This window comes from Candidatus Blochmannia vicinus, assembly GCA_030020825.1.
Classification (GTDB): domain Bacteria; phylum Pseudomonadota; class Gammaproteobacteria; order Enterobacterales; family Enterobacteriaceae; genus Blochmanniella; species Blochmanniella vicinus_A.
This window is the reverse complement of the sequence record CP125213.1, coordinates 184,908-209,470: the sequence shown is the minus strand read 5'-3', so window position 1 is coordinate 209,470 and position 24,563 is coordinate 184,908. Positions and strand designations below refer to the sequence as shown.

Sequence of the window (24,563 nt, the reverse complement as noted above, 5' to 3'; positions counted from 1 at the left end):
TATATTATATTATTAATATAATTTTAATTTAATCTACTTAAATGAATGACACTTACTATAAAGTTTATGACTTTCTTTCATGGAGACGTATAATATTTTTTTTATCAATATTTTTATTTTTTATTTCATGTTGTACTATGGCAGTGCGCGGTTTTAATTGGGGATTAGATTTTACCGGAGGTATATTAATTGAAATTATTTCAGAAAAAAATATAGATCCCATTAAAATTCAAAAAATTTTAGTACAATCAGGATTTAAAAATACTATAATACAACATTTTGGATCTCCCAAAGATATAGGAATACGAGTTCCATTAGATTCTAATAACAATCAAATTAACCAAAACACTATAAATAATGTATTACATATTTTAGAAAAGACTATAGCTCAAAAATTTTTTATTAAACAAGCAAATTGGATTGGTCCGAGTGTTAGTAACCAATTGATAAATACAGGAATACTAGCTATATTAGTAGCATTAATATGTATCTTAATATATATAACGTTTCGTTTTGAATGGAGATTAGCTACTGGAGTTGTTGTATCTTTAATATATGATATAATAGTTATTTCGGGTACTTTATCTTTACTGGCTACTAAGATAGATTCAACCATTATTGCTGCGCTAATGTCAGCGATTGGTTACTCTATCAATGACAAGATTGTCATTTTTGATAGAATTAGAGAAAATTTCCGTCGCATATCTACAGTAAAATCTATAGATATTTTTAATATATCATTAAGTCAGGTACTAAATAGAACTATTATAACTTCAGTTACGACTATTATGGTACTATTTATATTATTAATTTTTGGAGGAACTATGTTACGCGGATTTGTAACAACTTTACTGATTGGCTCTATTATTGGGACAATGTCTTCTATATACATTGCTTCAGTGTTAGCGTTTAAACTTGGTACCACGCGTAATCATTTTATTAAAAATAACTAAATAAAATAAAATGTTTTATTACTAATATTTTATATATTTAGTTAATGAACTGAATATATAATCGTTTTTTTAGAGCATAACTTACAATCAATATATGATTATATTTTAAAAAGTTATATCTATAATAATCTGCATACCATATAAATGGTATGCATGTATAATTTTAATTTATCACTAACATTTAGTGATAAATTAATCAAAAGATTTAAATAAATATGCTCTTATAGTATCGGATGTAAATAATTATTGTTATTAATAAAAATCAAGCTCATATAAAAATTACATTTAGTTTTACAATCTTAAGATACTATGACAAATCTATATCATGCTGCATGACAAAACATATTTAACACGAGCATTACAATTGGCATGGAAAGGACGATTTACCACAATGCCTAATCCTAATGTAGGATGCGTTATTGTTCGTAATAATAAAATTGTAGGAGAAGGATATCATATACGAGCTGGAGAAGCACATGCTGAAATACATGCATTACGTGTTGCTGGAAATTTATCACAAGGAGCAACTGCCTATATTACTTTAGAACCATGTAGCCATTACGGACGTACCCCCCCTTGTACTTCTGCATTGATTAACGCAGGAATTAAACGAGTTGTAGTAGCTATGCTAGATCCTCATTTTTATGCTAGAGGCAGAGGATTGCGTGTATTAAAACAAGCAGGTATTGAAGTACAACATAATAGCCTTATGTTATCTGAAGCAGAATCAATAAATCGAGGATTTATTAAACGCATACGCACTGGATTTCCGTGGATTAAATTAAAATTAGCTGCATCTTTAGATGGTAGAACAGCTATGTCTTCTGGAGAAAGTAAATGGATTACATCTATTCAAGCACGTCAGGATGTTCAGCATTTTCGTGCAGAAAGTGATGCCATTCTTTCCACCGCTGGCACTGTTTTAGCAGATAATCCAAAATTGAATGTACGCTGGTCATGTTTTTCAGATGAAATAAAATGTATTTATGCAAATAATAAAATTAGACAACCATTACGAGTAATTATTGATAGCGCAAATAGAGTACTTCCAACACATCGCATTATGCGATACGAGGGAAAAATTTTACTTGTTCGCTTGAAAAAAGATCACCGAGATTGGCCTCCAGCAGTAGAACAATTATTACTACCATCAATTAATTACTATAATGGCCACCGTCGCGTGAATCTCACAGAACTAATGCAACATCTTGCATATCGGGAAATTAATAATATTTGGGTAGAAGCAGGAGCTACCTTCTCAGGAATACTATTGGATATTGGATTAGTAGATGAACTTATTTTGTACCAAGCTATAAAATTTTTAGGATCTGATGCGAGACCTTTATGTTTATTACCGAATATTAAATGTCTTAATGATATTAAGTCTTTTGAGTTAATCGATATAAAAAACGTTGGACCAGATATTCGTTTAAGATTAATACCAAAAAACATATAATATATTGTGCTTATCAGTTATTTTAATATTGTGCTACAATACATTTATACACAAATATAAATAATGTAATTTACATAATAAATAATAAGGATTGTTATGAATGTTATTGAAGGAAGTACTACAGCAAACAAAGCAAAAATTGCTATCGCTGTAGCTAGATTTAATCGTTTCATTAATAATAATTTACTTGAAGGTGCTTTAGACATTTTAAAAAGAATCGGGCACATAAAAGATGAAAACATAACTACAATATGGGTTCCAGGAACTTATGAGTTGCCATTAATTGTAAAGGCATTGGCTATTAGCCACAAATACGATGGAGTAATAGCTCTAGGGACGGTGATTCGTGGTCTTACTATGCATTTTGAATTAATTGCAAAAGAGTGCAGCTCTGGTTTATCTAATATTTCAATAGAAAATACACTGCCCATTGGATTTGGATTACTTACTACAGATAATATTAGTCAAGCTATAGAACGTTCAGGTATCAAGAATAATAACAAAGGATCAGAAGCTGCTTTAACCGTTTTAGAAATGATTAATATATTACAAATAATTAAAAAATAATTTTGGCAATATATAATAAGCTTATAAAAGGAATTATGTGAAAACAATTAGCCGAAGACGTGCTCGTGAATGTGCGTTACAAGCATTGTATTCTTGGAAACTATCCAAAAATAATGCTAAAGAAATAGAAAACTATATTATAATAGAGCGAGATATTCAAAATTTCAATACTTCTTACTTCCATAAATTATATATTGGAGTAATAAATTTTGCAGAAGAACTAGATAAATTAATGATACCACATCTATCTCGAGATTTAGAAAAACTAGGATACATTGAACATGTAGTTTTACGTATTGCATTATTCGAACTGATAAAATGTAATGACATACCATATAAAGTTGCTATTAATGAAGCAATTGAACTTGTAAAAATTTTTGGAGCTGAAAAAAGTCATAGATTTGTAAATGGAGTATTAGATAAAATAGTTGCTCAGACTTGTATTAATAAAAAATAATCGTATGATCGACATATGATTAATACTTATAAAATAAAAACTAAATTTTAATAAAAAATAATTTATTTTCTTACTTATACTTTTCTATAAATGCAATAAAAGTAATATGAAGTTATCTAGAGTGAGCTATTTATTAGCTACTGGTTTCGGATTAGGGACAATTAATTATATACCCGTAGGGACCGTAGCATCTTTATTGGCAATACCAATATGGTGGATATTAATATATTTATTTTCATATCAGTTTTATTTTTTATTCCTGATTACAGGAATAGGATTTGGCATATTTTTTTGTGATCAAGCTACTAAAATAATTGGTATTCACGATCATAAATCAATTGTTTGGGATGAATTTATTGGTATGTGGACTATATTAACTATAATTCCTACAGACAATTGGCTATGGATAATTATTGCATTTATATTATTTAGGATATTAGATATTATAAAACCTTGGCCAATTTCCTGGTGTGATCATACAATAAAAGGTGGGTTAGGAATTATCATTGATGATATATTAGCGAGTGTCATATCTGTTGGTATTATTTTGTTTCTGATGAAATTATACAATTAAAGTATTTTATAAAATAAATATCAATAATTTTGTACGTTGGTTTATTATTTAAAATATCGACATCACATTATAACCGATAATAATTTAATATATCCATGTCATAATTTTTTTATAAATTCCTATGCTATCTAATCCAAGCTCAGATAATATTTCTGATTGCGAACCTTGAGGAATAAAAAAATCAGGCAAACCAATATTTAAAACCGGGATCAATAATTTATTCTGCATAATACACTCGTTTACACCACTTCCCGCTCCACCTATTATTGTATTTTCTTCTAAAGTTATTAGAAATCGATGATTTTTAGCAAGGGTTTTTATTAAAATCTCATCTAATGGTTTAATAAATCTCATATCTACTAATGTTGCGTCCAATTCACATGCGACATCATAAGCCGATCGCAATAAAGTTCCAAAATTAAGAATAGCAATGTAATGTCCTTGACGACGTATTACACCTTTACTTAATGGGAGAATATATAATTTTTTCGAATCGGGATTAGAGGGAACAACAGCATATCCTTTAGGATAACGTACAACACTAGGCCCATATTGATAATGATATCCTGTATATAACATTAATTTACATTCATAAGCGTCACTTGGAGCCATGATTATCATATTTGGAATACAACGTAAATAAGATAAATCAAAAGCACCTTGGTGCGTTTGTCCATCTGCTCCAACAATACCTCCTCGGTCGACAGCAAATAAAACAGGTAAGCTTTGAATGGCCACATCATGAATTACCTGATCATATGCGCGTTGTAAAAATGTTGAATAAATAGCAACAACTGGTTTATATCCTGCTATAGCCAAACCAGCAGCAAATGTTACAGCATGCTGCTCAGCAATCGCAACATCAAAATACTGTTTTGGATATTTCTGAGAAAACATATTCATTCCTGAACCTTCCCGCATAGCAGGTGTAATCCCTATAACTTTATTATCATGAGCTGCAACTTGGCATAACCAATCACCGAAAATTTCAGAATAAGTTATATTTTTAGTATTTTCTATAGGTAATGACCCGATTTTAAGATCAAACTTTGGCACTGCATGCCATTTGATAGGATCTTGTTCTGCAGGTTTATATCCAAAACCCTTTTTAGTAATAACATGTAAAAATTGAGGTCCTTTCATATTACGTATATTTCTTAAAATATGTACTAATTCTAATACATTATGTCCATTGATAGGTCCAATATAATTAAAACCAAGTTGTGAGAATAACGAACTCGACGTGCTAAAATTCCTAATTTTATTATCCGTATCTTCAATGAATTTTTTGGCCATAAAACTATCGGATAGTATATTATTATCTAATTTTAAATCAGAATATGTTTTTTTTGAAAAAATATGAGCATAATGATTATTCAATGCTCCCACGTTTTTTGAGATAGACATTTCATTATCATTTAATATAACTAATAAATCAGATTTGATGGATCCAGCATGATTCATTGCTTCAAAAGCCATACCAGCAGTTATTGCTCCATCTCCTATAACACATACTGTACGGCGTCCTAACATTTCGCGTTCTGCAGCGACTGCTAATCCTAATCCCGCGCTAATAGAAGTAGAAGAATGTCCTACCGATAACACATCATATTCACTTTCATTACGACAAGGAAATGGATGTAATCCATTTCGATTTCTAATGCTAAAAATAAGCTCACGACGACCTGTCAGAATCTTATGTGGATACGCTTGATGCCCAACATCCCAAATTAAATAATCAAATGGGGTATTATATATATAATGTAATGCTACAGTAAGTTCTATAGTTCCCAATCCAGACGCAAAATGTCCACTAGATCTACTAACACTAGTTAAAAGAAATTGGCGTAATTCATTACACAATTTCATTAAATCATCTTCAGATAATCTTCGTAACTCTTTTGGAGTATTGATTAAATCTAACACGGAGTATTCATGTAAGCTGCAGTTCATATTAAATTTATTTAATATATTACGTTTAAAAAATTAATCACTACGTTCAATGATATAACGTGAAAATTCAGATAAAATACTAGTGTTATAACCTAATTTAGCAATATATTTTAAAGATGTTAATGATTCAAAATATAATTCTTCAGCTTTAGATCGAGCCGCACTTAACCCAAATACTTTTGAATAAGTATTTGGGTTATCATGTTTCGATTGTATACTTCGTACTTGAGCTCTTTTTTTGTTATCATACACATTCAACGAAGCATCTATAATATCATCTCGTATTTGAAAAGCTAAACCTATGGTTGTAGCATAATGATCTAAAAGTGCTAATGCATCACGACTTTTATTTCCCGCCGATAAAGCTCCAATACGAACTGCCGCTCGAATTAACGACCCTGTTTTGTATTGGTATATAGTTTCTAATTGTGTAACTGATACATTCTTATTATTTTTATTAATTAAATCTAAAGATTGGCCTAAACACATTCCATTAGCGCCACTAGCAGAAGCTAATGTGGCAATCATTTTCAAACGATCTTGGTCTGTAATTGTTGACATATGTGCTTCTGTAAGAATAGTAAAAGCCAACGTATGTAGCGCATCTCCTGCTAAAATAGCAATAGCTTCACCAAACTTAACATGACATGTCGGATATCCTCTACGTAATTTATCATTATCCATGACAGGTAAATCATCATGAATTAAAGAATAAGCATGCATACATTCAATAGCTGCTGCTGGAGCATTAAGTTTTGAAGATTTAATACCAAATAACTTTCCTATTTGATAAACTAAAAAAGGACGTAACCGCTTTCCGCCCAATAAAACACTATAACGTATTGCTTGAGAAAGAATAGATACGTCCCGGTTAAGAAACATAACTAGATAGTGTTCAATAGCATCATCTACTTGTTCACAGCTATCATGCAACTCATTAATAAAATCAAGCATAAGCATAATATTTCAACATATCAAAAAACCAAAAATTTGACTAATATGTTCCTACTTGAATTACATTCATATACGTAATTATATATATAAGAATATTTAATATGTTATTGTAGTTGCGAGTTATTTTAACAAATTTAAATATCATTTGCATGCATCCTACAATAAACTATAAAATAACGCATTAAACTTCTTATGTCCATACAAGAAGTAATCAGATTATATTAAGATAATTAATATTTATCTAATATGATAGATTTAATATAGAATATTAATTCTCATGCGTCTTTTAGAATACTACAAATATTAATATGAAAATAATCATCAAATTTTCACCGGAAATTACAATAAAAAGTCGTTCTGTACGGATATTCTTTATAAAAATTCTTGTTGCCAACATTAAGGCTATTTTAAAAAAAAATAAAGAATCAGCATCAATTATACGTCATTGGGATTATCTTGAAATAAGATCTAATAATAACCAAAAAATATGTACTATTTTAATGAATATTCCTGGTATTCATCATTTTTTACTAGTTAAAGAAAGTGTATTTAGTTCCTTAGAGGATATTTACAAAAATCTTATACTTTGCTTAAACCGTGATATCAAATTATCAGGAAAAGATTTTTGCGTACGAGTTAAACGTCATGGCACACATAATTTTACTTCTCAGGCAATCGAACATTATTTGGGACAAAAACTGTGTCAAAACATAAAAAATACTAGAGTTAATTTAATAAAACCTGAAAAAATTATATATTTAGAAATTAAGAATAATCAACTTTTTATAATTATCGAACGTTTTGAAGGATTAGGAGGATTACCAATAGGTACACAACAAGAACTTATATCATTAATTTCAGGAGGATTTGATTCAGCAGTTGCTAGTTACATGTTAATCCGACGTGGATGTAAAGTGAACTATTGTTTCTTTAATTTAGGAACACCTATGCATACTATTGAAGTGTCTAGAATAATATATTATCTATGGAATAAATTTAGTAGTTCTCATAAAATAAAATTTATTTCTATTGATTTTTCAGAAGTAATTAAAGAGATCGTTGCTAAAATAAAAGATAATCAAATAGGAATAGTATTAAAACGTATGATGATACGCTCTGCATCATTAGTAGCTGATCGATGGAAAATAACCGCATTAATAACAGGAGAAGTATTAGGACAGGTATCTAGTCAAACCTTAGCTAATCTAGCGCTCATTGATAGTGTATCTAATCATATGATATTTCGCCCTTTAATTTCTTATGACAAAGAAAAGATCATTAATTTAGCTCGTAAAATAGGAACAGAAATATTTTCAAAATCTGTTCCAGAATATTGTGGTACCATATCTCAAAAATCAGCTGCAAAAACTACAGAAAAACGCATCGAACTTGAAGAAAATAATTTTGATTTTACTATATTAGATCGTGCAGTATCTCAATCTTGTATAATAGATGTGCATCACATACCTGATCAAATGATCCATCAACATTTATTTGAAGTAGAAACTAAAAAAATATTAAATAACAATGATATAATATTAGATATACGTACAGAAACTGAACAGAAAAATAATCCTATTTATTTAACTAATATAGAAATAAAAAAGATACCTTTTTATAAATTAATCGATCAATTTTCTAAATTAGATCCAAACAAAATATATGCACTATATTGTGACCATGGCATAATGAGTCGATTACAGGCTATGTATCTATATAAACAAGGATTTCGTAATATAAAGATTTACCGACCTCCATCACCTCCTCATTAATTTATTAAAACCACCACACATATTATGCTAAAATAGCCACATAAATATATGTTTAGTATATTTATGTTCGTAAAAATTATTAATTCCATTCTTTTATATAAAAATAATTAAGTTTTTCTTGCAGTGTCAAATACTATCAAAATGTTCATTGCAATTTTTACAAAATATATTAAAAAAATTATCGTAACATATAACTCATCATAATACACAACGTTGATATGATTAATGCAAAAAATAATACCAACCATATTCCCTTTATTTCTAATAAAAATCCACCTAAAATTCCCCCGAATCCTACACCTAAAAACTGTCCAATAGAATAAATACTAATAGTAGTACCTTTATATTTTGTTGGCGATGCTTTACTGATTAAGGTAGGCAATATTGCTTCAATTAAATTAAATGCTATAAAAAATAACTGCATGCCACATAAAAACATTCGGTAATGACACATATTCGTCAACATAATTAATTCAGATAAAAATAAAATATTCATACAAATAATTAATACTTTTCCTGTATAATTTTTACCTTCAGAACATATAAGACATGTACACACTGCGATTGCAGAGATTATCATAATAATGCTATAAATTTTCCAATGTTCTTCAAGTAAAAATCCTAAATTTATCATCGCTTTAGGCAAAGCGATAAAATTTAGGATTAAAATAGTATGCACGCAAAATATACTAAAATTTAGTTTTATCAATTGAGCATGCGCAAATATTTTTTTAATTTTATTAAACGTAACAAATAAATTTTCATTATTTTTTATAGGATAAAAAGAAATTGGTGTTATCACAATATAAGTAAATATTATTGCTAATACGGTCAATATAGTAATAGTATGAAATAACCCATGTAATCCAAACATGTCTGTAATAATTGGGCCACAAATCATAGAAATAGCAAAAGTAATACCAAAACTTATTCCAATTGCAGCCATGGCTTTTATATGATGTTGTTCTCTGATCGATTCTAACAACAATGCTATCAACGAACTACTTATAGCTCCTGACCCCTGCAGTGCACGTCCAATAATAAGCCCCCAAATATTATTGGTAACAGCTGCTATTTCGCTGCCAAGAGCAAATAAAATTAGACCTCCAATAATAACAGGCTTTCGTCCAATTTTGTCAGACATTAATCCAAATGGTAATTGAAATATTATTTGCATTAAACCATATATTCCAATCGCTATACCTATTAAATGTCCATTTACTCCTGTAATAGAAGTAACATGAATAGTTAGGACGGGTAAAATCATAAATACACCTGACATACGAAGCGCAAATATTATGCCCAATCCTAGTATAATATAAAATTCTTTATTAGTCATTGAAATAAAAAATACATCAATACCCTGAATACAAACTAGCATAGTTATTTTAATATCTAAATGTATAGATATTAAAATAAAAATCCACAATCGTTTATAATATTAAACTAATTTTAAATTTATACTCTAAAACATAACTGTAATTAATGTTACTAATCAAAATAAATTTAAGAACATAAAAATATAATTTATAATAATAAATCATTTATATATGAAATAAAATAGGATCTAAAGATAAAAGTAAATTTAAAGATACTACAATAATAATAGATAATTGAAACATTTTCTTTGCCCATACACTATCATTATTAATTATTTTATACCCATACGATCCTATATATAACCACCATAAATTCATAATACTAATTATTATTAAAAATATATAACTAGTATATCCCATTACAGTAAATAATATAGTTGCTACAATAAATCCAATGATATATACAATCATATGATTCTTAGTTAACTTCACCCCTTTTTTAATAGGAAAAGTCGGAATTAAAGCTACTTTATAGTCATGTAATCGTAAGATAGTAATAGAATAAGAATGTGGGATTTGCCACAAACTGAAAATCATTAATAATATTAAGGCTCCCGTATCAAACCTATTTGTAACAGTACAATATCCAATTACTGGGGGCATTGCTCCTGAAATACTTCCAACTATTATGCTATAAATAGACCTACGTTTCATCCACAAACTATATATACCAACGTATATTAATAAACCTGCTGCTGCTAAATATACTATTAAAAAATTTTTTGTATAACTCAAACATAAAAACCCAAATATACTTAAAATTATTGCATATAATATACTTTTATTTAAAAGCAAGTTACTATATTGTACTAACACTCTATTTTTAGTTCTTTCCATAACCGAATCAATATCTCGATCAATAATATTATTTAATACACAACTAGAAGCTATAACTAATGATATCCCTATAATCATTTTAATAAACAAAAGATTATACATCTGACCTCGTGATGCTATTAAAAATCCCCCTATAGACGACATTACGTTTCCTATAACGATCCCCGGTTTAATTAAGTGTAAATAATATCTATTCATAAAATAAAATTGTTTGATTATATTCAAATCATCAAATTATGATGTAAATGCGTCATAATCCATATACTTCCGAATACCAGGATAAAAACAATAAATACTGTAAATATCAAAAATATCAAATTCCATAATTGATGAGATACATTTCCTAAATGTAAAAAGCAAATCAAATGAACAAAAATCTGAATTACTGCACACGATATAATAATATTCGTTAATATCTTATTATTAGTTATGTTATACGTAACCATAAAAAACGGAATTATTGTTAAAATTATAGATAATATAAACCCAATCAAATATGCATTATGTGTATAAGCATTTTTCATAAATTACAGTACTCCCATCAAATATACTTCAGTAAATACGCATATCCATATGATATCAAGAAAATGCCAAAATAAGCTTAAGCATTGCAATCGTATGTAGTTAATTTTAGTTAATCCTTGAAATGCAATATGTACAATCATTACTATAATCCAAATAAGTCCCGCCATTACATGTAGTCCATGGGTTCCTACTAAAGTAAAAAAAGAAGAAAGAAATGCGTTTTGACGTGGACTGTAGCCAGATTTAATTAAATGAAAAAATTCATAGATTTCCATACCAATAAAAAATAGACCTAAAAAAAAAGTCATCCCCATCCAGATATTTACTTGTTTCACACATGATTTTTCTGCACATATCATAACCTTACCATAAGTAAAACTGCTTAATAACAAGCAACAAGTCTCTGAAAATATAAGAGGTAACTTAAACATTTCCTTAGCCAAAGAAAAATTTTCTATACCATTGCATAATACTGAGTATATTGCGAACAAGCTTGCAAATAAAATACAATCACTCATTATATACAACCAAAAACCAAATATTGTTTTTTTATTTAAATTCTTGTGTTTATACATTATTGATATATTCAACTTCTTTAATTTTCTCTACTGAAACAGTATATTCTGTATTCTCGTTAAATGTATGCATAATCCAAGTTGCAATAATTCCAAATATACTCAAAATAACTAACCACCATATATACCAAATCATGCTAAATCCAAATAATAAACTAAAAAAAGATATCAAAATTCCAGAATAAGTATTTTTAGGCATATGTATTGATTTATATCGGTCAGGACAAAAACTAATATTTTTATTATTTTGTACATACCAAAAAGCATCACGATCATCATTTATTATAGGAATAATTGCAAAATTATAAAATGGCGGAGGAGAAAGGACAGACCACTCTAAAGTAGATCCATTCCACGGATTTCCATTTAAATCTTTGTATTTATCCCGATTTAAAATACTGACTATTACTTGAATACATTGACACATAATACCTAATCCAATTAATATAGTACCTATTGATGCCGTTATTAACATTGATGAAAATATTGGATCAATATTCTGACTTAATCTGCGAGTCATACCCATAAATCCTAAAATATACAACGGCATAAATGCTATATAAAATCCAATAATCCAAAACCAAAAAGCTCTTTTTCCCCATTGTTCATTTAACATATACCCAAAAGCTTTAGGAAACCAATAAGTAGCGCCAGCAAAACAACCAAATAACACACCCCCAATAATAACATTATGAAAATGAGCAATTAAAAATAAACTATTATGTAATACAAAATCAGCTCCGGGTACAGCTAATAATACTCCGGTCATTCCTCCTATAGAAAATGTAATAATAAATCCAATAGTCCACAACATCGGAGAAGTAAAAATAATTTTTCCTCGATACATAGTAAATAACCAATTAAAAATTTTCACACCAGTAGGAATGGCAATTACCATAGTCATAATACCAAAAAATGCGTTAACATTAGCACCTGCTCCCATGGTAAAAAAATGATGTAACCATACACAAAAAGATAATACAGTAATGGCGATAGTAGCCCATACTAACGAAGTATATCCGAATAATTTCTTTTGTGAAAAAGTAGAAACAACTTCTGAAAATACACCAAACACAGGCAAAACTAGAATATATACTTCTGGATGTCCCCAAGCCCAAAATAAATTAATATACATCATCATATTTCCACCCAAATCGTTAGTAAAGAAATGGGTTCCCAGATAACGATCTAACGTTAATAATGCAATAGTAACAGTTAAAATTGGAAAAGCTGCAATGATTAACGTATTTGTACATAATGCAGTCCAAGTAAATACTGGCATTTTCATCATTGATAATCCTGGAGCTCTCATATACAAGATTGTGGTAAAAAAATTTATGCCAGTTAAAGTAGTGCCTATTCCTGAAATTTGTATACTCCATATCCAATAATCAACACCAACACCAGGACTGTATTCTTTACTTGATAATGGTGGATAGCCCGCCCATCCTGTTTGTGCAAATTCCCCTATCCCTAAAGAAAGATTTATTAAAATTACGCCCACCATAAACAACCAAAAACTTAAAGAATTCAAGAAAGGAAAAGCAACATCTCTTGCTCCAATTTGTAACGGAACTATCAAATTCATTAATCCTATTACAAAAGGAGTAGCCATAAATATAATCATAATTACACCATGAGCAGTAATTACTTGATTATAGTGATGAGCTGAAAGAAATTCATACAACCCAGAGGAAGACAAAGCTTGTTGAGCTCTCATCATAATCGCATCAGCAAAACCACGTAAAAACATAACACATGCAACTACAATATACATGATCCCGATTTTTTTATGATCTACAGAAGTAATCCATTCATCCCAAATATATTGCCACTTATTATAATATGAAATAATACCAATAAGTATTGTTCCAATAAAAAGAATGATGACAATTGTCGATATAATAATTGGATCATTATATGGAATAGAATGTGTTGTCAATTTTCCAAACATTACTTTATTATCCCTATATATTTATAATATCACTAAAAAATATATCATTTTTATATTAAATAATTAAAAATTAAATACCAAAAATATTCTTTCTTTTAATGTTTAAATTTATTAATCACATTATAAAACAAATTAGACTGTACATTAGAAAAATAAATTATCGGATGATGTTCACTAGGTTTAGCTAACTCTTCATACATTGACATATTATCAATGTGATAAGATGATTTTTGAACTTTTTGTATCCATTCTTCAAATTCTTTTTCAGTTTGTGTAACAAAAACAGTAAATTTCATATTAGAAAATCCCTGCCCACTAAAATTTGATGAAACACCTTTATAGTGTCCTACTTCGTTAGCTATTAAATTTAATTCTGTATGCATTCCAGCCATTGCATAAATTTGTCCTCCTAATTGAGGAATAAAAAAAGAATTCATAACTGAATTAGAAGTAACATTAAACTTGATAGGTACGCATTTTGGAAAAACAAGTTCATTAATAACTGCTATATTTTGCTTCGGATAAATAAAAAGCCATTTCCAATCTAATGATATAACATCAATAATTATTGGTTGCACAGAATAAGATGTAATAGGTTTTTTGGGATCTAATTTATGAGTAGATTCCCAAGTGAGAACTCCTAAAAAAATAATAATTAAAATTGGCACAAACCATATCACAAATTCTATTTTTCTAGAATTTTTCCAATTAGGATTATATTTTATATTTTTAATATTAGATGCTCTATATTTTATGGTAAAAAAAATTGTCATTCCAATTACTGGGATGACTATGGTGAGCATTAACGCAAATGCAGTCAAAATTAGCGAACGTTCTTCTATCCCAATTTGACCCTTAGGATATAACAATACCAAATCATTACACCCACTTAATATTGCTATTAAACTATACAGAAAACAATAACACACATATTTTCTTATATTATATACACTGAATTTCATACAACAAATTTTAATGTAATTATATATATTTAATTTCTGAATTGACCATTTTACCGCAAGTCTTTATTAATGTAAATAAATTAATATATACCTAAAAATTGTTCTATATTTATTACTTCCTAATAAGCATTAGATTATAATCATATGTATATATAACTGAAATTAATTTTGTTATATAATTTAAAAATAAAATAAAATATTTAATCACTTAAAATTAGTTATCTAAATATTTGGATTTACATACATAATCAATTCTAATACTACTATACTATATAATTTAAATTAATTAATTAAATTATAATTACATTATAGATTTATTATATACATTGGTAACTTTACATAATTTCATATTTTACTTATTATATTCCGTCTATAAAATTAATAAAAATAAATTAAATACACACATAATTATTTAAAAACATTAAAAACTTATGAAAATCCATTAATTATATTATCACTTATCTTGAAGTATCGTTATGTATGGCATATTACACTGGATTTATCATATCTTAAAATATACATCTTCATAAAAGTTTCATGTTAAAATTATTATTTCTTTTTAAAAATTACAAAATCATTATTTATCAGAAAATTATAACAAAATTAATAAATTATAATTCTATTTCCCTTGTTATTTAAAATAAGTAATATAATTAGTATAATTTGCTATATAAGCCTATACACTACCGATATATAATAGCAAAATTATATATACTCTCGCAATATAAGTATAGCTACATATAAAACACATTATACATGCGCAACACAGCAATAAAATAAATATCAAAAATAATATTATTTTTAATATTACTACGATAAATTATAAAAATAATTAAATCTTTATCAATTCATGATTAAATATTTTAATTATAATATACAAAACTATTTATTAATATAAATGTTAAGATTCACACATAAATATTATCAATAAAATTTAAAGAAAATGCATAGTTTTTATTATTTTAAAGCATAAAAATTCTAAATTTTGGAATGATATAAAAATGATATTGAAACATTGTAATCCATACTACAACATAATATTATATTATTTAATAAATACTATACAAAGCGAAATATCAACCTAAAATGGTATAGCATTTTAATACTATTAAATTGACTGCTATATTAATAATAAATATATTTGATCATTTAAAATAACAAATTAATATAAAATATGGTATTAATACACATTCAAAAAAATTATTCTAAATTTTTAATAAAATTTAATCTTAGAACCCGGGATAAATACCGTATAAAACTACATTACTATTCAATCAAACTATCTAAAATACTGATGTTAATCATCATTTAAATTTAATAATTTTTAAATTAGATTAATTTAATATCTGATAAAAAATAAAATTGTTTACAGCCAATATTATAGCCATAAAATATCTCTACGATCTTCTTTAACACAAAAAACAGTTTATTTTTATTCTTAATTGATCAAAATTTAAAAAAGATACTGCATTCAATAAATTTATACATTATGATTACATTTTGTAATAAACATTTACAGAATGTGATAATAAATTTATATACACACTACGATAGAAACGAAACAACATATATATAAATGATTTTATTATAACAATTAAATATCCGACAGGTAATAAGTTATTAAAGACTATAACACAACATAACTATTTTAATTAATAAAAACCCGATCATTAAATTTAATTTGAAATTTTCTACAAATTGTATTATATCAGGATGTAAATAATACTTCTATTTCACAGATATTCAATAAAAGAGGATACAGTGCATGCTATGGAAATATCCAAACAATTTTAAAGCACCTTATTGTTGTCAGAATATGGTAATAGTACCAACAGTAATAGAACAAACTATTAGAGGAGATCGTGTGTATGATATATTTTCTTTGCTACTGAAAGAAAGAATTATTTTTATGACAGGGACAATAGAAGATAATATAGCTAATTTAATCGTTGCGCAGATAATGTTTTTAGAATCAGAAAATTCAAAAAAAGACATCCATTTATATATTAATTCTCCAGGAGGATTGATAACTGCAGGCATGTCAATATATGACACCATACAATTTGTAAAACCTGACGTTAGTACATTTTGTATGGGGCAAGCTGCCTCTATGAGTGCTTTTCTATTAGCTTCTGGTACTAAAGGCAAACGATTTTGTTTACCGAACGCTCGAATCATGATTCATCAGCCATTAGGATGTTTTCAGGGACAAGCTACTGATATTGCTATTCATACCAAAGAAATATTAAAAATTAAAAATAATATAAATGAGCTAATGGCAAAACATACAGGACAATCTGTTGATACAATTAGCAAAGATACAGAACGAGATTGTTTTTTATCTGCTGATGAAGCTATGAAATATGGATTGGTAGATCGTATATTGTCCCAACGAATATAAATTCGTATCATTATCTATTTTATATTTTACTATTATCATTATCTATGAACATAATTTATATCTGAATTTATTTTTATTTTCAAATAGATCTGCAGTTCATTTACATTGATTAAGCATCAAAAGTAAGGATATTAAACTGTGAACGATAATCATCAAAATCATTCAAAAAATACACTATATTGTTCATTTTGTGGAAAAGACCAAAATCAAGTATTAAAATTAATTGCCGGAGTATCAGCACATATTTGTGATACATGTATTGGTTTATGTAAAGATATAATTAATCAAGAACTTAAAGATAAAGTAATCAATGAAAATTTCATTAAATTTCCAACACCCTGTGAAATTAAAAGTCATTTAGATGATTATGTAATTGGACAAGAACATACTAAAAAAGTACTCGCAGTAGCAGTATATAATCATTATAAACGTTTACGTAATGAAAATACATATATATGTGATAATGGTATAAAATTATTTAAAAGTAATATTTTATTAATCGGACCTACAGGAAGTGGAAAAACGTTATTAGCAGAAACATTAGCTAGTTTTCTTAACGTGCCGTTTGCTATATCAGATGCTACTACCTTAACAGAAGCAGGATATGTAGGTGAAGATGTAGAAAACGTTGTACAAAAATTATTACAACGATGTAATTATGATGTAAATAAAGCACAACAAGGTATTATTTATATAGACGAAATAGATAAAATTTCTAGGAAATCAGAAAATCCTTCTATCACCCGAGATGTCTCCGGAGAAGGAGTACAACAAGCTTTATTAAAATTAATAGAAGGAACTATAACGGCAGTACCACCACAAGGGGGACGAAAACATCCACAACAAGAATTCATACAAGTAGATACGACCAATATTCTTTTTATTTGTGGAGGTGCTTTTTTTGGTTTACATCAAATTATTCAGAAACGCACTACCAACAAACGTACAATTGGTTTTCAAATCTCAGAAAATAACAATACAGTTCAAAATACTGAATATTCATTGTTAAAAAAAATTGAACCAGAAGATTTAATCAAATTTGGTCTAATTCCAGAATTCATTGGAAGACTTCCAATAATTTCTGTTTTAGATGAACTGGGAGAAAAAGAATTAATAAAAATATTAAAAGAACCAAAAAATGCCTTAATAAAACAATACGAAACTTTATTCCATATAGATGGAGTAAAGTTGGAATTTTCAGAAACATCATTAACTGCTATTGCTAACAATGCTATGAAAAGAAAAATTGGTGCTCGTGGACTTAGAACTATTTTAGAAGATATATTACTAGATATAATGTATGAATTACCTTCTCAAAACAATATAGACAAAGTCATAATCGATGAATCAGTAGTATTTGGAGATTCAAAACCACTATTAATTTGCAATAAACATAAATTATCTGATCCTAAATAAAATACTTACCTCAATAAACTATATACAGTACATTATGCAATTTAGATAAAAATTATTTTTATAATTATATTAATACCATTTTTAAAAATAGCGTCAATAAAAAAGAAATTACCCAATTATTGATATTGACGTAATTAATAATTTTTGTATTTAAAAATCCTTTCCAAACAAAAAAAATTTCATTTCTTTTTCAAGTACTATACGATCTGAAATATTCATCATATTTAATTTATTTTCATTTATTAAAATAATTTCTTTATTTTTCCATTTCTTCCATGCATCTTTAGAAATATTCTCATAGATATATTTTCCTAACGATCCTGGATAACACGGAGCATCTAGTCCCTCAGCATATTTTTTTAAAAAAACACAATAAATTATTTTAGACATTATTATAAATCTTTTGTTGCAGTAATTATTTTTTAATTTAAATTTTCCTCAATATTTTTAATACAATTATAATTACAATCTCCGTAATATTATAGAAATTGGATTAGGCAACCCAACACTTGGAGGATCCATTAAATCATACCAGATCCCATCTTTTTTACAATCTATCTTTTTATTTAGATTAAGTAATATTGGTCTAATTTCTAAATCAATATTACTTAATCTATGTTTTAAAATAGATAATTTTATGTATTGATCATCGTGAAGATGATAATTTAATAGCCATATATTCAACATATTAATATTAGAAAATTCAGGAAAACAAAATAACCCTCCCCAAATCATCTGATATGATCTTTTCTCAAGCCATATCATTTTTACTTTACGACGTTGTAATAATAACAATAAAAACCAGATAGTTTTTTTTAATAACTTTTTTGTTGGTTCTTTTCTAGGATATAAATTAACTTTATGATTCAAAAAAGCTTGACAATCTTCCTGAAGAGGACAATCTTTGCAGGATGGACATGTATTAGTGCATATTAATCTTCCTAGATCCATCATAGCTTGATTAAATACTCCCGTTCCTGTATCAGGAAGTAATTGTTCACTCAATAACCACAGTTTATTATTTATCTTGGATTTATTTTCTAACAAATAATAATCAAAAGCATAATATCTTGTTAATATTCGTTTTATATTACCATCAAGAATAGGATGATGTTGATCCAATGTCAACGACAATATAGCTCCTGCAGTAGATCTTCCAATACCAGGAAAGGAAATAAGTATATCTAAATCTTTTGGAAAATTACCACAATAATACTTAACAATAATTCTAGCCGTTTTATGCAAATTTCTAGCCCGTGCATAATAACCTAATCCACTCCATAAAAATAATACTTCGTCTAATTCTGCGTCTGCCAACTGTATAATTGTTGGGAATCTTATAATAAATCGTTTATAGTAGAAAATTACAGTTTTTACTTGTGTTTGTTGCAACATAATTTCAGATAACCATGTTTTATACATTGTTTTATTCAATTGCCATGGTAAATCTTGCGTTCTATACTTTTGATACCAAAGTAATATTTTTTTCGAAAAAATCAAATTTTGAGCCATATATATATTTTACGATACTAAATTTACATTACATATAACTGGTATGTTCTATAATCAATCTGAATTTTGCTAAAGGATATTGTATAAGTTAAAAAGTAAACTCAATATAAATACCGACCGATATATTTCAAAATAATCAAAAACATTCTAATATAAACAAAACATAAGAATTTAGAGCATAAAATTAATACATAATTTTATAAATATTTAGTTTTTAAAAATAACAATGTTAATAAAAAATACATTAACTCTACAAAAATTTAATAACCAATATTTTTAATGATTCATAAAACACAAAATCTGCGAATCAAAAATACTTCTTATTATTAACAAGTAATGAATATTTACTTTTATAAAAATAATTAATTATTATAAATATTTACCAAAAATAAATATTCTACTTATTTAGTGTAATACTTACATTAATTTGTATTCTAAATAAGATATGAATTTATTTTATTAGTCGTGAATACTCCTAATTCAATTTTTATTTACACTTACATTTATTTAATCAGGATGCATATTCAAAAAATAAATACCGATAAACCCCGCTTGTTTAATTAAAAATCAATTAATAAAACATATGTGATGCAATCTTCAATTTAAATTTAATATAACCTTTTAATTTTGATTAGATCATGCAAAAATAAAAAATATTTAATTTTTTCTAAAAATCAATAAATATTTTCACCGTAATACATATATTCAATTCTATATAAAATAAATCCTTTAAAAATCATCTATACTTTTCATTAAACAATATTAACTATATATATACTAAAAAATCATATTTTTTATTTAAAAATATACATATCACAATATTACCTTTAATATTATTCACTAAAAATTATTAAACAACAAACTAAAAAATAATTATTTAATTTTTTAAATTATCATAATATTAAAGCTTCTAATATTTATTATCAAAATACTTATGTACAGAAATATTATTCCCTCATATTTAAAAAGACTGATTCAACCAACTTTTTAAAATTACTCCAGCTGCAATTGCATTTATTTTGATATCCCGTCGCACACATAAATAATTGTGATGATTTTCAAAATAATCTAAACGCGCTTCACTCGTACTAAACCGCTCATCATGCATCTTTACTGTAACAGGAAACTGTTTCTTTAATTGTTTAGCAAACCTTCTTGCTAAAATAGTAATAGACTGTTCCTCTCCATTTATCTTCAAAGGTAATCCTACTATCATTACTACTGGTTTCCATATATTATAAACATTTTTGATCCCCCCCCAATTAGGTATACCAGATTGCGATTGCAATACAGTAAGAGGCCGTACAGTGTAAGTCAATTTTTGACCAATTGCGATTCCTATATTTTTAGTGCCAAAATCAAAACCCATTATTATATTAACAGCTGACATTAAGCGCGACCTGTTTGATCTGTGATATTACGAATATCAATTCCTAATATTTTTGCAGCTGCACGCCAACGAGCAATAATAGGAGTATGAAATAAAATTGTTTCATTAGCAGGAACAGTAAGCCAAGCATTTTCCATTAACTCATGTTCTAATTGACCTTTAGACCAACCAGAATAACCAAGTGCTACCAATACATCTTTTGGTTGATTAGGAGTTCCTAAAGTTTCTAAGATATCTCTAGATGTAGTGATCATAGCTTTTGAAGAAATATTAACACTGGATCCAAAACCTTTTTTAGGAGTATGTAAAATAAAACCCCGATCATCTAATAAAGGACCTCCAGAAAATACTGGATTATTTAATCGAATAGATGGGTCTCGTACAGGAGATACAACCTTCAAATTATGCAATATAGTTTCTACTGTACATTTTTCAACTAGTTTATTGATAACTATACCCATAGCTCCTGTATCATTATGCTCACAAATATATACTACTGACTGTTTGAATAACGGATCTTTCAGAGCGGGCATAGCTATTAGAAAATAATTTTGTAAATTTGTTATCTCATGCATTAACATAAATTATTTTATAAATCTCTTTTATTAAGGATACAAAGTTTAAGAAATGATAATTAATTAATTTTTATAAAAAATGCTATAATTAATTTAAACTATTATATACAAAAAATTTTAATCATTATTAATTACAACCACATAGTTGATGATTCTCTCATCAATTACTAATAGAAATTTATTTAAATAAAAGACCTATCTAGGATCAAACTATAAATAGTTATTACACTTATAATAATCCTGTTTTTATTCCATCATAAATTCTTTGTAAAAATGCACTCTATAAAAGATTCTTTCCCTTAATTATAAAAATATACTCCACTATTTTATAATATAAAAATGTATTTGTTTAATATATACATTAAAATAAAACTTTCAAATTCTACTGTATTTATAATAAAAATTACTTAAAAACATAATAATAATCATTCATATAATTTTTATAAATATAAAAATCTATTCATATATAGCCTATTATCAATTTATAAATATTTTTGCTACAAACCCCATATTAACAATATCATTACATATTAATCAAATAATAAATATACAAAATATTACGGAGATATAAATTTTAAACCAGCCGCATCACGAAGTAATTCTACTTTATCAACTTTTTCCCAAGGAAAATGTTCACGACCAAAATGTCCATATACAGCTGTGTCTCTATAAATTGGTTTTAACAAATCTAACATAGTAATTAAACCATAAGGACGGAAATCAAAAAAATTATTTATCAGCTTTATCAAAATATCATGTGAGGTTTTCTCTGTGCCAAAAGTTTCAATACTAATAGATATCGGATTTGACATTCCAATTGCATAAGAAACTTGAAGCTCACAACGATCTGCTAACCCAGCTGCTACAATATTCTTAGCTACATACCTTGCCCCATAAGCGGCTGAACGATCTACTTTTGATGGATCTTTTCCAGAAAATGACCCTCCACCATGTCTAGCCATGCCTCCATAAGTGTCTACTATAATTTTTCTTCCAGTTAAACCACAATCACTAATAGGTCCTCCAACAATAAAACAACCCCCAGGATTAATAAAAAATTTAGTATTATCAGACAACCATTTTTTAGGTAATACTGGTTTAATAATTTCTTCCATCACAGCTTCTTGTAAATCTATCAATTTTATATCGCAAGTATGTTGAATGGACAAAACAACTGCAGCTATTCCAATTATCTTTCCATCTTCATAAGCAACTGTTACCTGACTTTTAGCATCTAATCCTAACCAAGGTAACACTCCTTTTTTTCTCATCTGAGACTTTCTTTTGATTAAAAGATGCGCGTATGTTATCGGAGCAGGCATTAAAACATTAGTTTCATTAGTAGCATACCCAAACATTAATCCCTGATCACCTGCCCTCTGTTTTAAAACATTACTATGATGATGATCTATGCTATGTTTAATCTCTGAAGATTGTTTATTAATCACACTTAATATCACGCAAGAATTTGCATCAAGTCCCATATCTGCACGAACATAACCAATATCACGAATAGTATTTCTAGCAATTTCTTCCATATTTACCCAAGCAGTAGTGGTAATTTCCCCCCCCATTACTACTACACCTGTTTTTATAAATGTTTCACATGCAACGCGAGCTCTTGGATCTTGCGCTAAAATAGAATCTAATACTGAATCAGAAATTTGATCTGCAATTTTATCTGGGTGTCCTTCTGATACAGATTCAGATGTAAATAAATATTGCGTCATTCATTATATCCCTGTAAATATAGAGTATAAAACTTACTATCAGCAAAATCTGCTATATATGTAGTAAATATTTTAAGTAAACTACACGTAGCAACCCATCTATATGGGATTACTAAGATGCTAACATTTATCTTATTTATTTAAAAAATAATTTAAATATTGTTCAATTAATAAATTATAGTCAAATATTCTTATAAAGAATTCCTGCCGTACAAATACTTTTCATCTATTGTTTATATCAAAAAACATTAATTTTTATATTTACACTTACTCGCTTCCATTATCACATATATTTAAATTGGTTTATTAAAAATAATAAACATTATCCCAGCATAGTTTGCGCCGTACAAATACATCACCAAATTCTAATAAATACTTACTAGCTACGCAAATAAAAACTTACTTTATTTATCATTTTAAAAAATATCTTTACGTTTTCATATTTATAAAATAATTAAAATTAATAGTAAGTTTCAATATAATTTATTTATGAATTTAATCACCTAAAAATTAAATTTTAGAATTACAGGTGGCGAATATAACCTATTATATAGGTATAATTATATGTTTCATGTATAAATTCACTTAAATACGTTCCTAAAATTTATAAGTTATAAAGCC

19 protein-coding genes and 2 pseudogenes are annotated in these 24,563 nt (G+C 27.2%); 8 read left to right on the top strand and 13 right to left on the bottom strand.

The window, feature by feature from the left end; all coding sequences use genetic code 11:
* Positions 1-41: 41 nt before the first annotated feature.
* The 5 genes and pseudogenes from secF to QMA81_00835 all read left to right on the top strand — a co-directional run bounded on the left by secF (position 42) and on the right by QMA81_00835 (position 4,007).
* Positions 42-953: a protein translocase subunit SecF gene (gene secF / locus QMA81_00855; protein WHL24880.1), complete on the top strand. Its 912-nt coding sequence runs from the start codon at positions 42-44 to the stop codon at positions 951-953.
* Between the two features lie 325 nt (positions 954-1,278).
* Positions 1,279-2,409, top strand: a complete 1,131-nt coding sequence (gene ribD / locus QMA81_00850) for a bifunctional diaminohydroxyphosphoribosylaminopyrimidine deaminase/5-amino-6-(5-phosphoribosylamino)uracil reductase RibD (protein ID WHL24879.1) — start codon at positions 1,279-1,281, stop codon at positions 2,407-2,409.
* 96 nt (positions 2,410-2,505) lie between these two features.
* Positions 2,506-2,976 carry a 6,7-dimethyl-8-ribityllumazine synthase gene (gene ribE / locus QMA81_00845; GenBank protein ID WHL24878.1) on the top strand — a complete coding sequence of 157 codons (471 nt, stop codon included), beginning with the start codon at positions 2,506-2,508 and terminating at the stop codon, positions 2,974-2,976.
* Between the two features lie 37 nt (positions 2,977-3,013).
* Positions 3,014-3,433 (top strand): annotated as a pseudogene (gene nusB / locus QMA81_00840) (transcription antitermination factor NusB).
* A 106-nt stretch (positions 3,434-3,539) separates the two neighbouring features.
* A complete protein-coding gene (locus tag QMA81_00835; GenBank protein WHL24877.1) occupies positions 3,540-4,007 on the top strand; it encodes a phosphatidylglycerophosphatase A in 468 nt (155 codons plus the stop codon).
* An 84-nt stretch (positions 4,008-4,091) separates the two neighbouring features.
* On the opposite strand, the gene dxs is transcribed toward QMA81_00835, so the two are convergent.
* Both dxs and ispA read right to left on the bottom strand, forming a co-directional pair.
* Positions 4,092-5,960: a 1-deoxy-D-xylulose-5-phosphate synthase gene (dxs, locus tag QMA81_00830; protein WHL24876.1), complete on the bottom strand. Its 1,869-nt coding sequence runs from the start codon at positions 5,958-5,960 to the stop codon at positions 4,092-4,094.
* Between the two features lie 33 nt (positions 5,961-5,993).
* Positions 5,994-6,920 carry a (2E,6E)-farnesyl diphosphate synthase gene (gene ispA / locus QMA81_00825; GenBank protein ID WHL24875.1) on the bottom strand — a complete coding sequence of 309 codons (927 nt, stop codon included), beginning with the start codon at positions 6,918-6,920 and terminating at the stop codon, positions 5,994-5,996.
* Positions 6,921-7,222: 302 nt separating this feature from the next.
* On the opposite strand from ispA, the gene thiI reads away from it, so the two are divergent.
* The gene (thiI, locus tag QMA81_00820) at positions 7,223-8,686 is read left to right on the top strand and encodes a tRNA uracil 4-sulfurtransferase ThiI (GenBank protein ID WHL24874.1); all 1,464 of its coding nucleotides are present in this window, start codon (positions 7,223-7,225) and stop codon (positions 8,684-8,686) included.
* Between the two features lie 178 nt (positions 8,687-8,864).
* Here thiI and QMA81_00815 read toward each other — a convergent pair whose 3' ends face one another.
* From QMA81_00815 to cyoA, 6 genes are all read right to left on the bottom strand, one after another.
* Entirely contained in the window at positions 8,865-10,067 is a 1,203-nt protein-coding gene (locus QMA81_00815; GenBank protein WHL24873.1) for an MFS transporter, read from the bottom strand.
* Between the two features lie 163 nt (positions 10,068-10,230).
* Positions 10,231-11,100: a heme o synthase gene (gene cyoE, locus QMA81_00810; protein ID WHL24872.1), complete on the bottom strand. Its 870-nt coding sequence runs from the start codon at positions 11,098-11,100 to the stop codon at positions 10,231-10,233.
* Between the two features lie 23 nt (positions 11,101-11,123).
* Entirely contained in the window at positions 11,124-11,426 is a 303-nt protein-coding gene (gene cyoD / locus QMA81_00805; protein WHL24871.1) for a cytochrome o ubiquinol oxidase subunit IV, read from the bottom strand.
* Positions 11,427-11,429: 3 nt separating this feature from the next.
* Positions 11,430-12,002, bottom strand: a complete 573-nt coding sequence (gene cyoC / locus QMA81_00800; protein ID WHL24870.1) for a cytochrome o ubiquinol oxidase subunit III — start codon at positions 12,000-12,002, stop codon at positions 11,430-11,432.
* Positions 11,995-13,956 (bottom strand): cytochrome o ubiquinol oxidase subunit I, encoded by a 1,962-nt coding sequence (gene cyoB, locus QMA81_00795; GenBank protein ID WHL24869.1) that lies wholly within the window; start codon positions 13,954-13,956, stop codon positions 11,995-11,997. Before cyoB ends, cyoC begins: the two co-directional genes overlap by 8 nt.
* 95 nt (positions 13,957-14,051) lie before the next feature.
* Positions 14,052-14,918: a ubiquinol oxidase subunit II gene (gene cyoA, locus QMA81_00790; GenBank protein ID WHL24868.1), complete on the bottom strand. Its 867-nt coding sequence runs from the start codon at positions 14,916-14,918 to the stop codon at positions 14,052-14,054.
* A gap of 1,816 nt (positions 14,919-16,734) precedes the next feature.
* Between cyoA and clpP the strand changes: the two genes are divergently transcribed.
* Together clpP and clpX are read left to right on the top strand one after the other, a co-directional pair.
* A complete protein-coding gene (clpP, locus tag QMA81_00785) occupies positions 16,735-17,319 on the top strand; it encodes an ATP-dependent Clp endopeptidase proteolytic subunit ClpP (GenBank protein WHL25295.1) in 585 nt (194 codons plus the stop codon).
* 174 nt (positions 17,320-17,493) lie between these two features.
* Positions 17,494-18,735, top strand: a pseudogene (gene clpX / locus QMA81_00780) (ATP-dependent Clp protease ATP-binding subunit ClpX).
* A 150-nt stretch (positions 18,736-18,885) separates the two neighbouring features.
* Here the strand turns inward: clpX and QMA81_00775 are convergent.
* The 5 genes from QMA81_00775 to metK all read right to left on the bottom strand — a co-directional run bounded on the left by QMA81_00775 (position 18,886) and on the right by metK (position 23,942).
* Entirely contained in the window at positions 18,886-19,125 is a 240-nt protein-coding gene (locus tag QMA81_00775) for an oxidative damage protection protein (protein ID WHL24867.1), read from the bottom strand.
* A gap of 72 nt (positions 19,126-19,197) precedes the next feature.
* Positions 19,198-20,247 carry an A/G-specific adenine glycosylase gene (mutY, locus tag QMA81_00770; GenBank protein WHL24866.1) on the bottom strand — a complete coding sequence of 350 codons (1,050 nt, stop codon included), beginning with the start codon at positions 20,245-20,247 and terminating at the stop codon, positions 19,198-19,200.
* A 961-nt stretch (positions 20,248-21,208) separates the two neighbouring features.
* Positions 21,209-21,637, bottom strand: a complete 429-nt coding sequence (gene ruvX / locus QMA81_00765) for a Holliday junction resolvase RuvX (GenBank protein WHL24865.1) — start codon at positions 21,635-21,637, stop codon at positions 21,209-21,211.
* Positions 21,637-22,212, bottom strand: coding sequence for a YqgE/AlgH family protein (locus QMA81_00760; protein ID WHL25294.1), 576 nt, complete (start codon positions 22,210-22,212; stop codon positions 21,637-21,639). Before QMA81_00760 ends, ruvX begins: the two co-directional genes overlap by 1 nt.
* A 557-nt stretch (positions 22,213-22,769) precedes the next feature.
* Positions 22,770-23,942, bottom strand: a complete 1,173-nt coding sequence (gene metK, locus QMA81_00755; protein ID WHL24864.1) for a methionine adenosyltransferase — start codon at positions 23,940-23,942, stop codon at positions 22,770-22,772.
* Positions 23,943-24,563: the final 621 nt, after the last annotated feature.

Coding starts and splice junctions, on each gene's coding strand:
- secF (WHL24880.1), top strand. CDS start 42: ATGAATGACACTTACTATAAAGTTTATGACTTTCTTTCATGGAGACGT.
- ribD (WHL24879.1), top strand. CDS start 1,279: ATGCTGCATGACAAAACATATTTAACACGAGCATTACAATTGGCATGG.
- ribE (WHL24878.1), top strand. CDS start 2,506: ATGAATGTTATTGAAGGAAGTACTACAGCAAACAAAGCAAAAATTGCT.
- QMA81_00835 (WHL24877.1), top strand. CDS start 3,540: ATGAAGTTATCTAGAGTGAGCTATTTATTAGCTACTGGTTTCGGATTA.
- dxs (WHL24876.1), bottom strand. CDS start 5,960: ATGAACTGCAGCTTACATGAATACTCCGTGTTAGATTTAATCAATACT.
- ispA (WHL24875.1), bottom strand. CDS start 6,920: ATGCTTATGCTTGATTTTATTAATGAGTTGCATGATAGCTGTGAACAA.
- thiI (WHL24874.1), top strand. CDS start 7,223: ATGAAAATAATCATCAAATTTTCACCGGAAATTACAATAAAAAGTCGT.
- QMA81_00815 (WHL24873.1), bottom strand. CDS start 10,067: ATGCTAGTTTGTATTCAGGGTATTGATGTATTTTTTATTTCAATGACT.
- cyoE (WHL24872.1), bottom strand. CDS start 11,100: ATGAATAGATATTATTTACACTTAATTAAACCGGGGATCGTTATAGGA.
- cyoD (WHL24871.1), bottom strand. CDS start 11,426: ATGAAAAATGCTTATACACATAATGCATATTTGATTGGGTTTATATTA.
- cyoC (WHL24870.1), bottom strand. CDS start 12,002: ATGTATAAACACAAGAATTTAAATAAAAAAACAATATTTGGTTTTTGG.
- cyoB (WHL24869.1), bottom strand. CDS start 13,956: ATGTTTGGAAAATTGACAACACATTCTATTCCATATAATGATCCAATT.
- cyoA (WHL24868.1), bottom strand. CDS start 14,918: ATGAAATTCAGTGTATATAATATAAGAAAATATGTGTGTTATTGTTTT.
- clpP (WHL25295.1), top strand. CDS start 16,735: ATGGTAATAGTACCAACAGTAATAGAACAAACTATTAGAGGAGATCGT.
- QMA81_00775 (WHL24867.1), bottom strand. CDS start 19,125: ATGTCTAAAATAATTTATTGTGTTTTTTTAAAAAAATATGCTGAGGGA.
- mutY (WHL24866.1), bottom strand. CDS start 20,247: ATGGCTCAAAATTTGATTTTTTCGAAAAAAATATTACTTTGGTATCAA.
- ruvX (WHL24865.1), bottom strand. CDS start 21,637: ATGTCAGCTGTTAATATAATAATGGGTTTTGATTTTGGCACTAAAAAT.
- QMA81_00760 (WHL25294.1), bottom strand. CDS start 22,212: ATGCATGAGATAACAAATTTACAAAATTATTTTCTAATAGCTATGCCC.
- metK (WHL24864.1), bottom strand. CDS start 23,942: ATGACGCAATATTTATTTACATCTGAATCTGTATCAGAAGGACACCCA.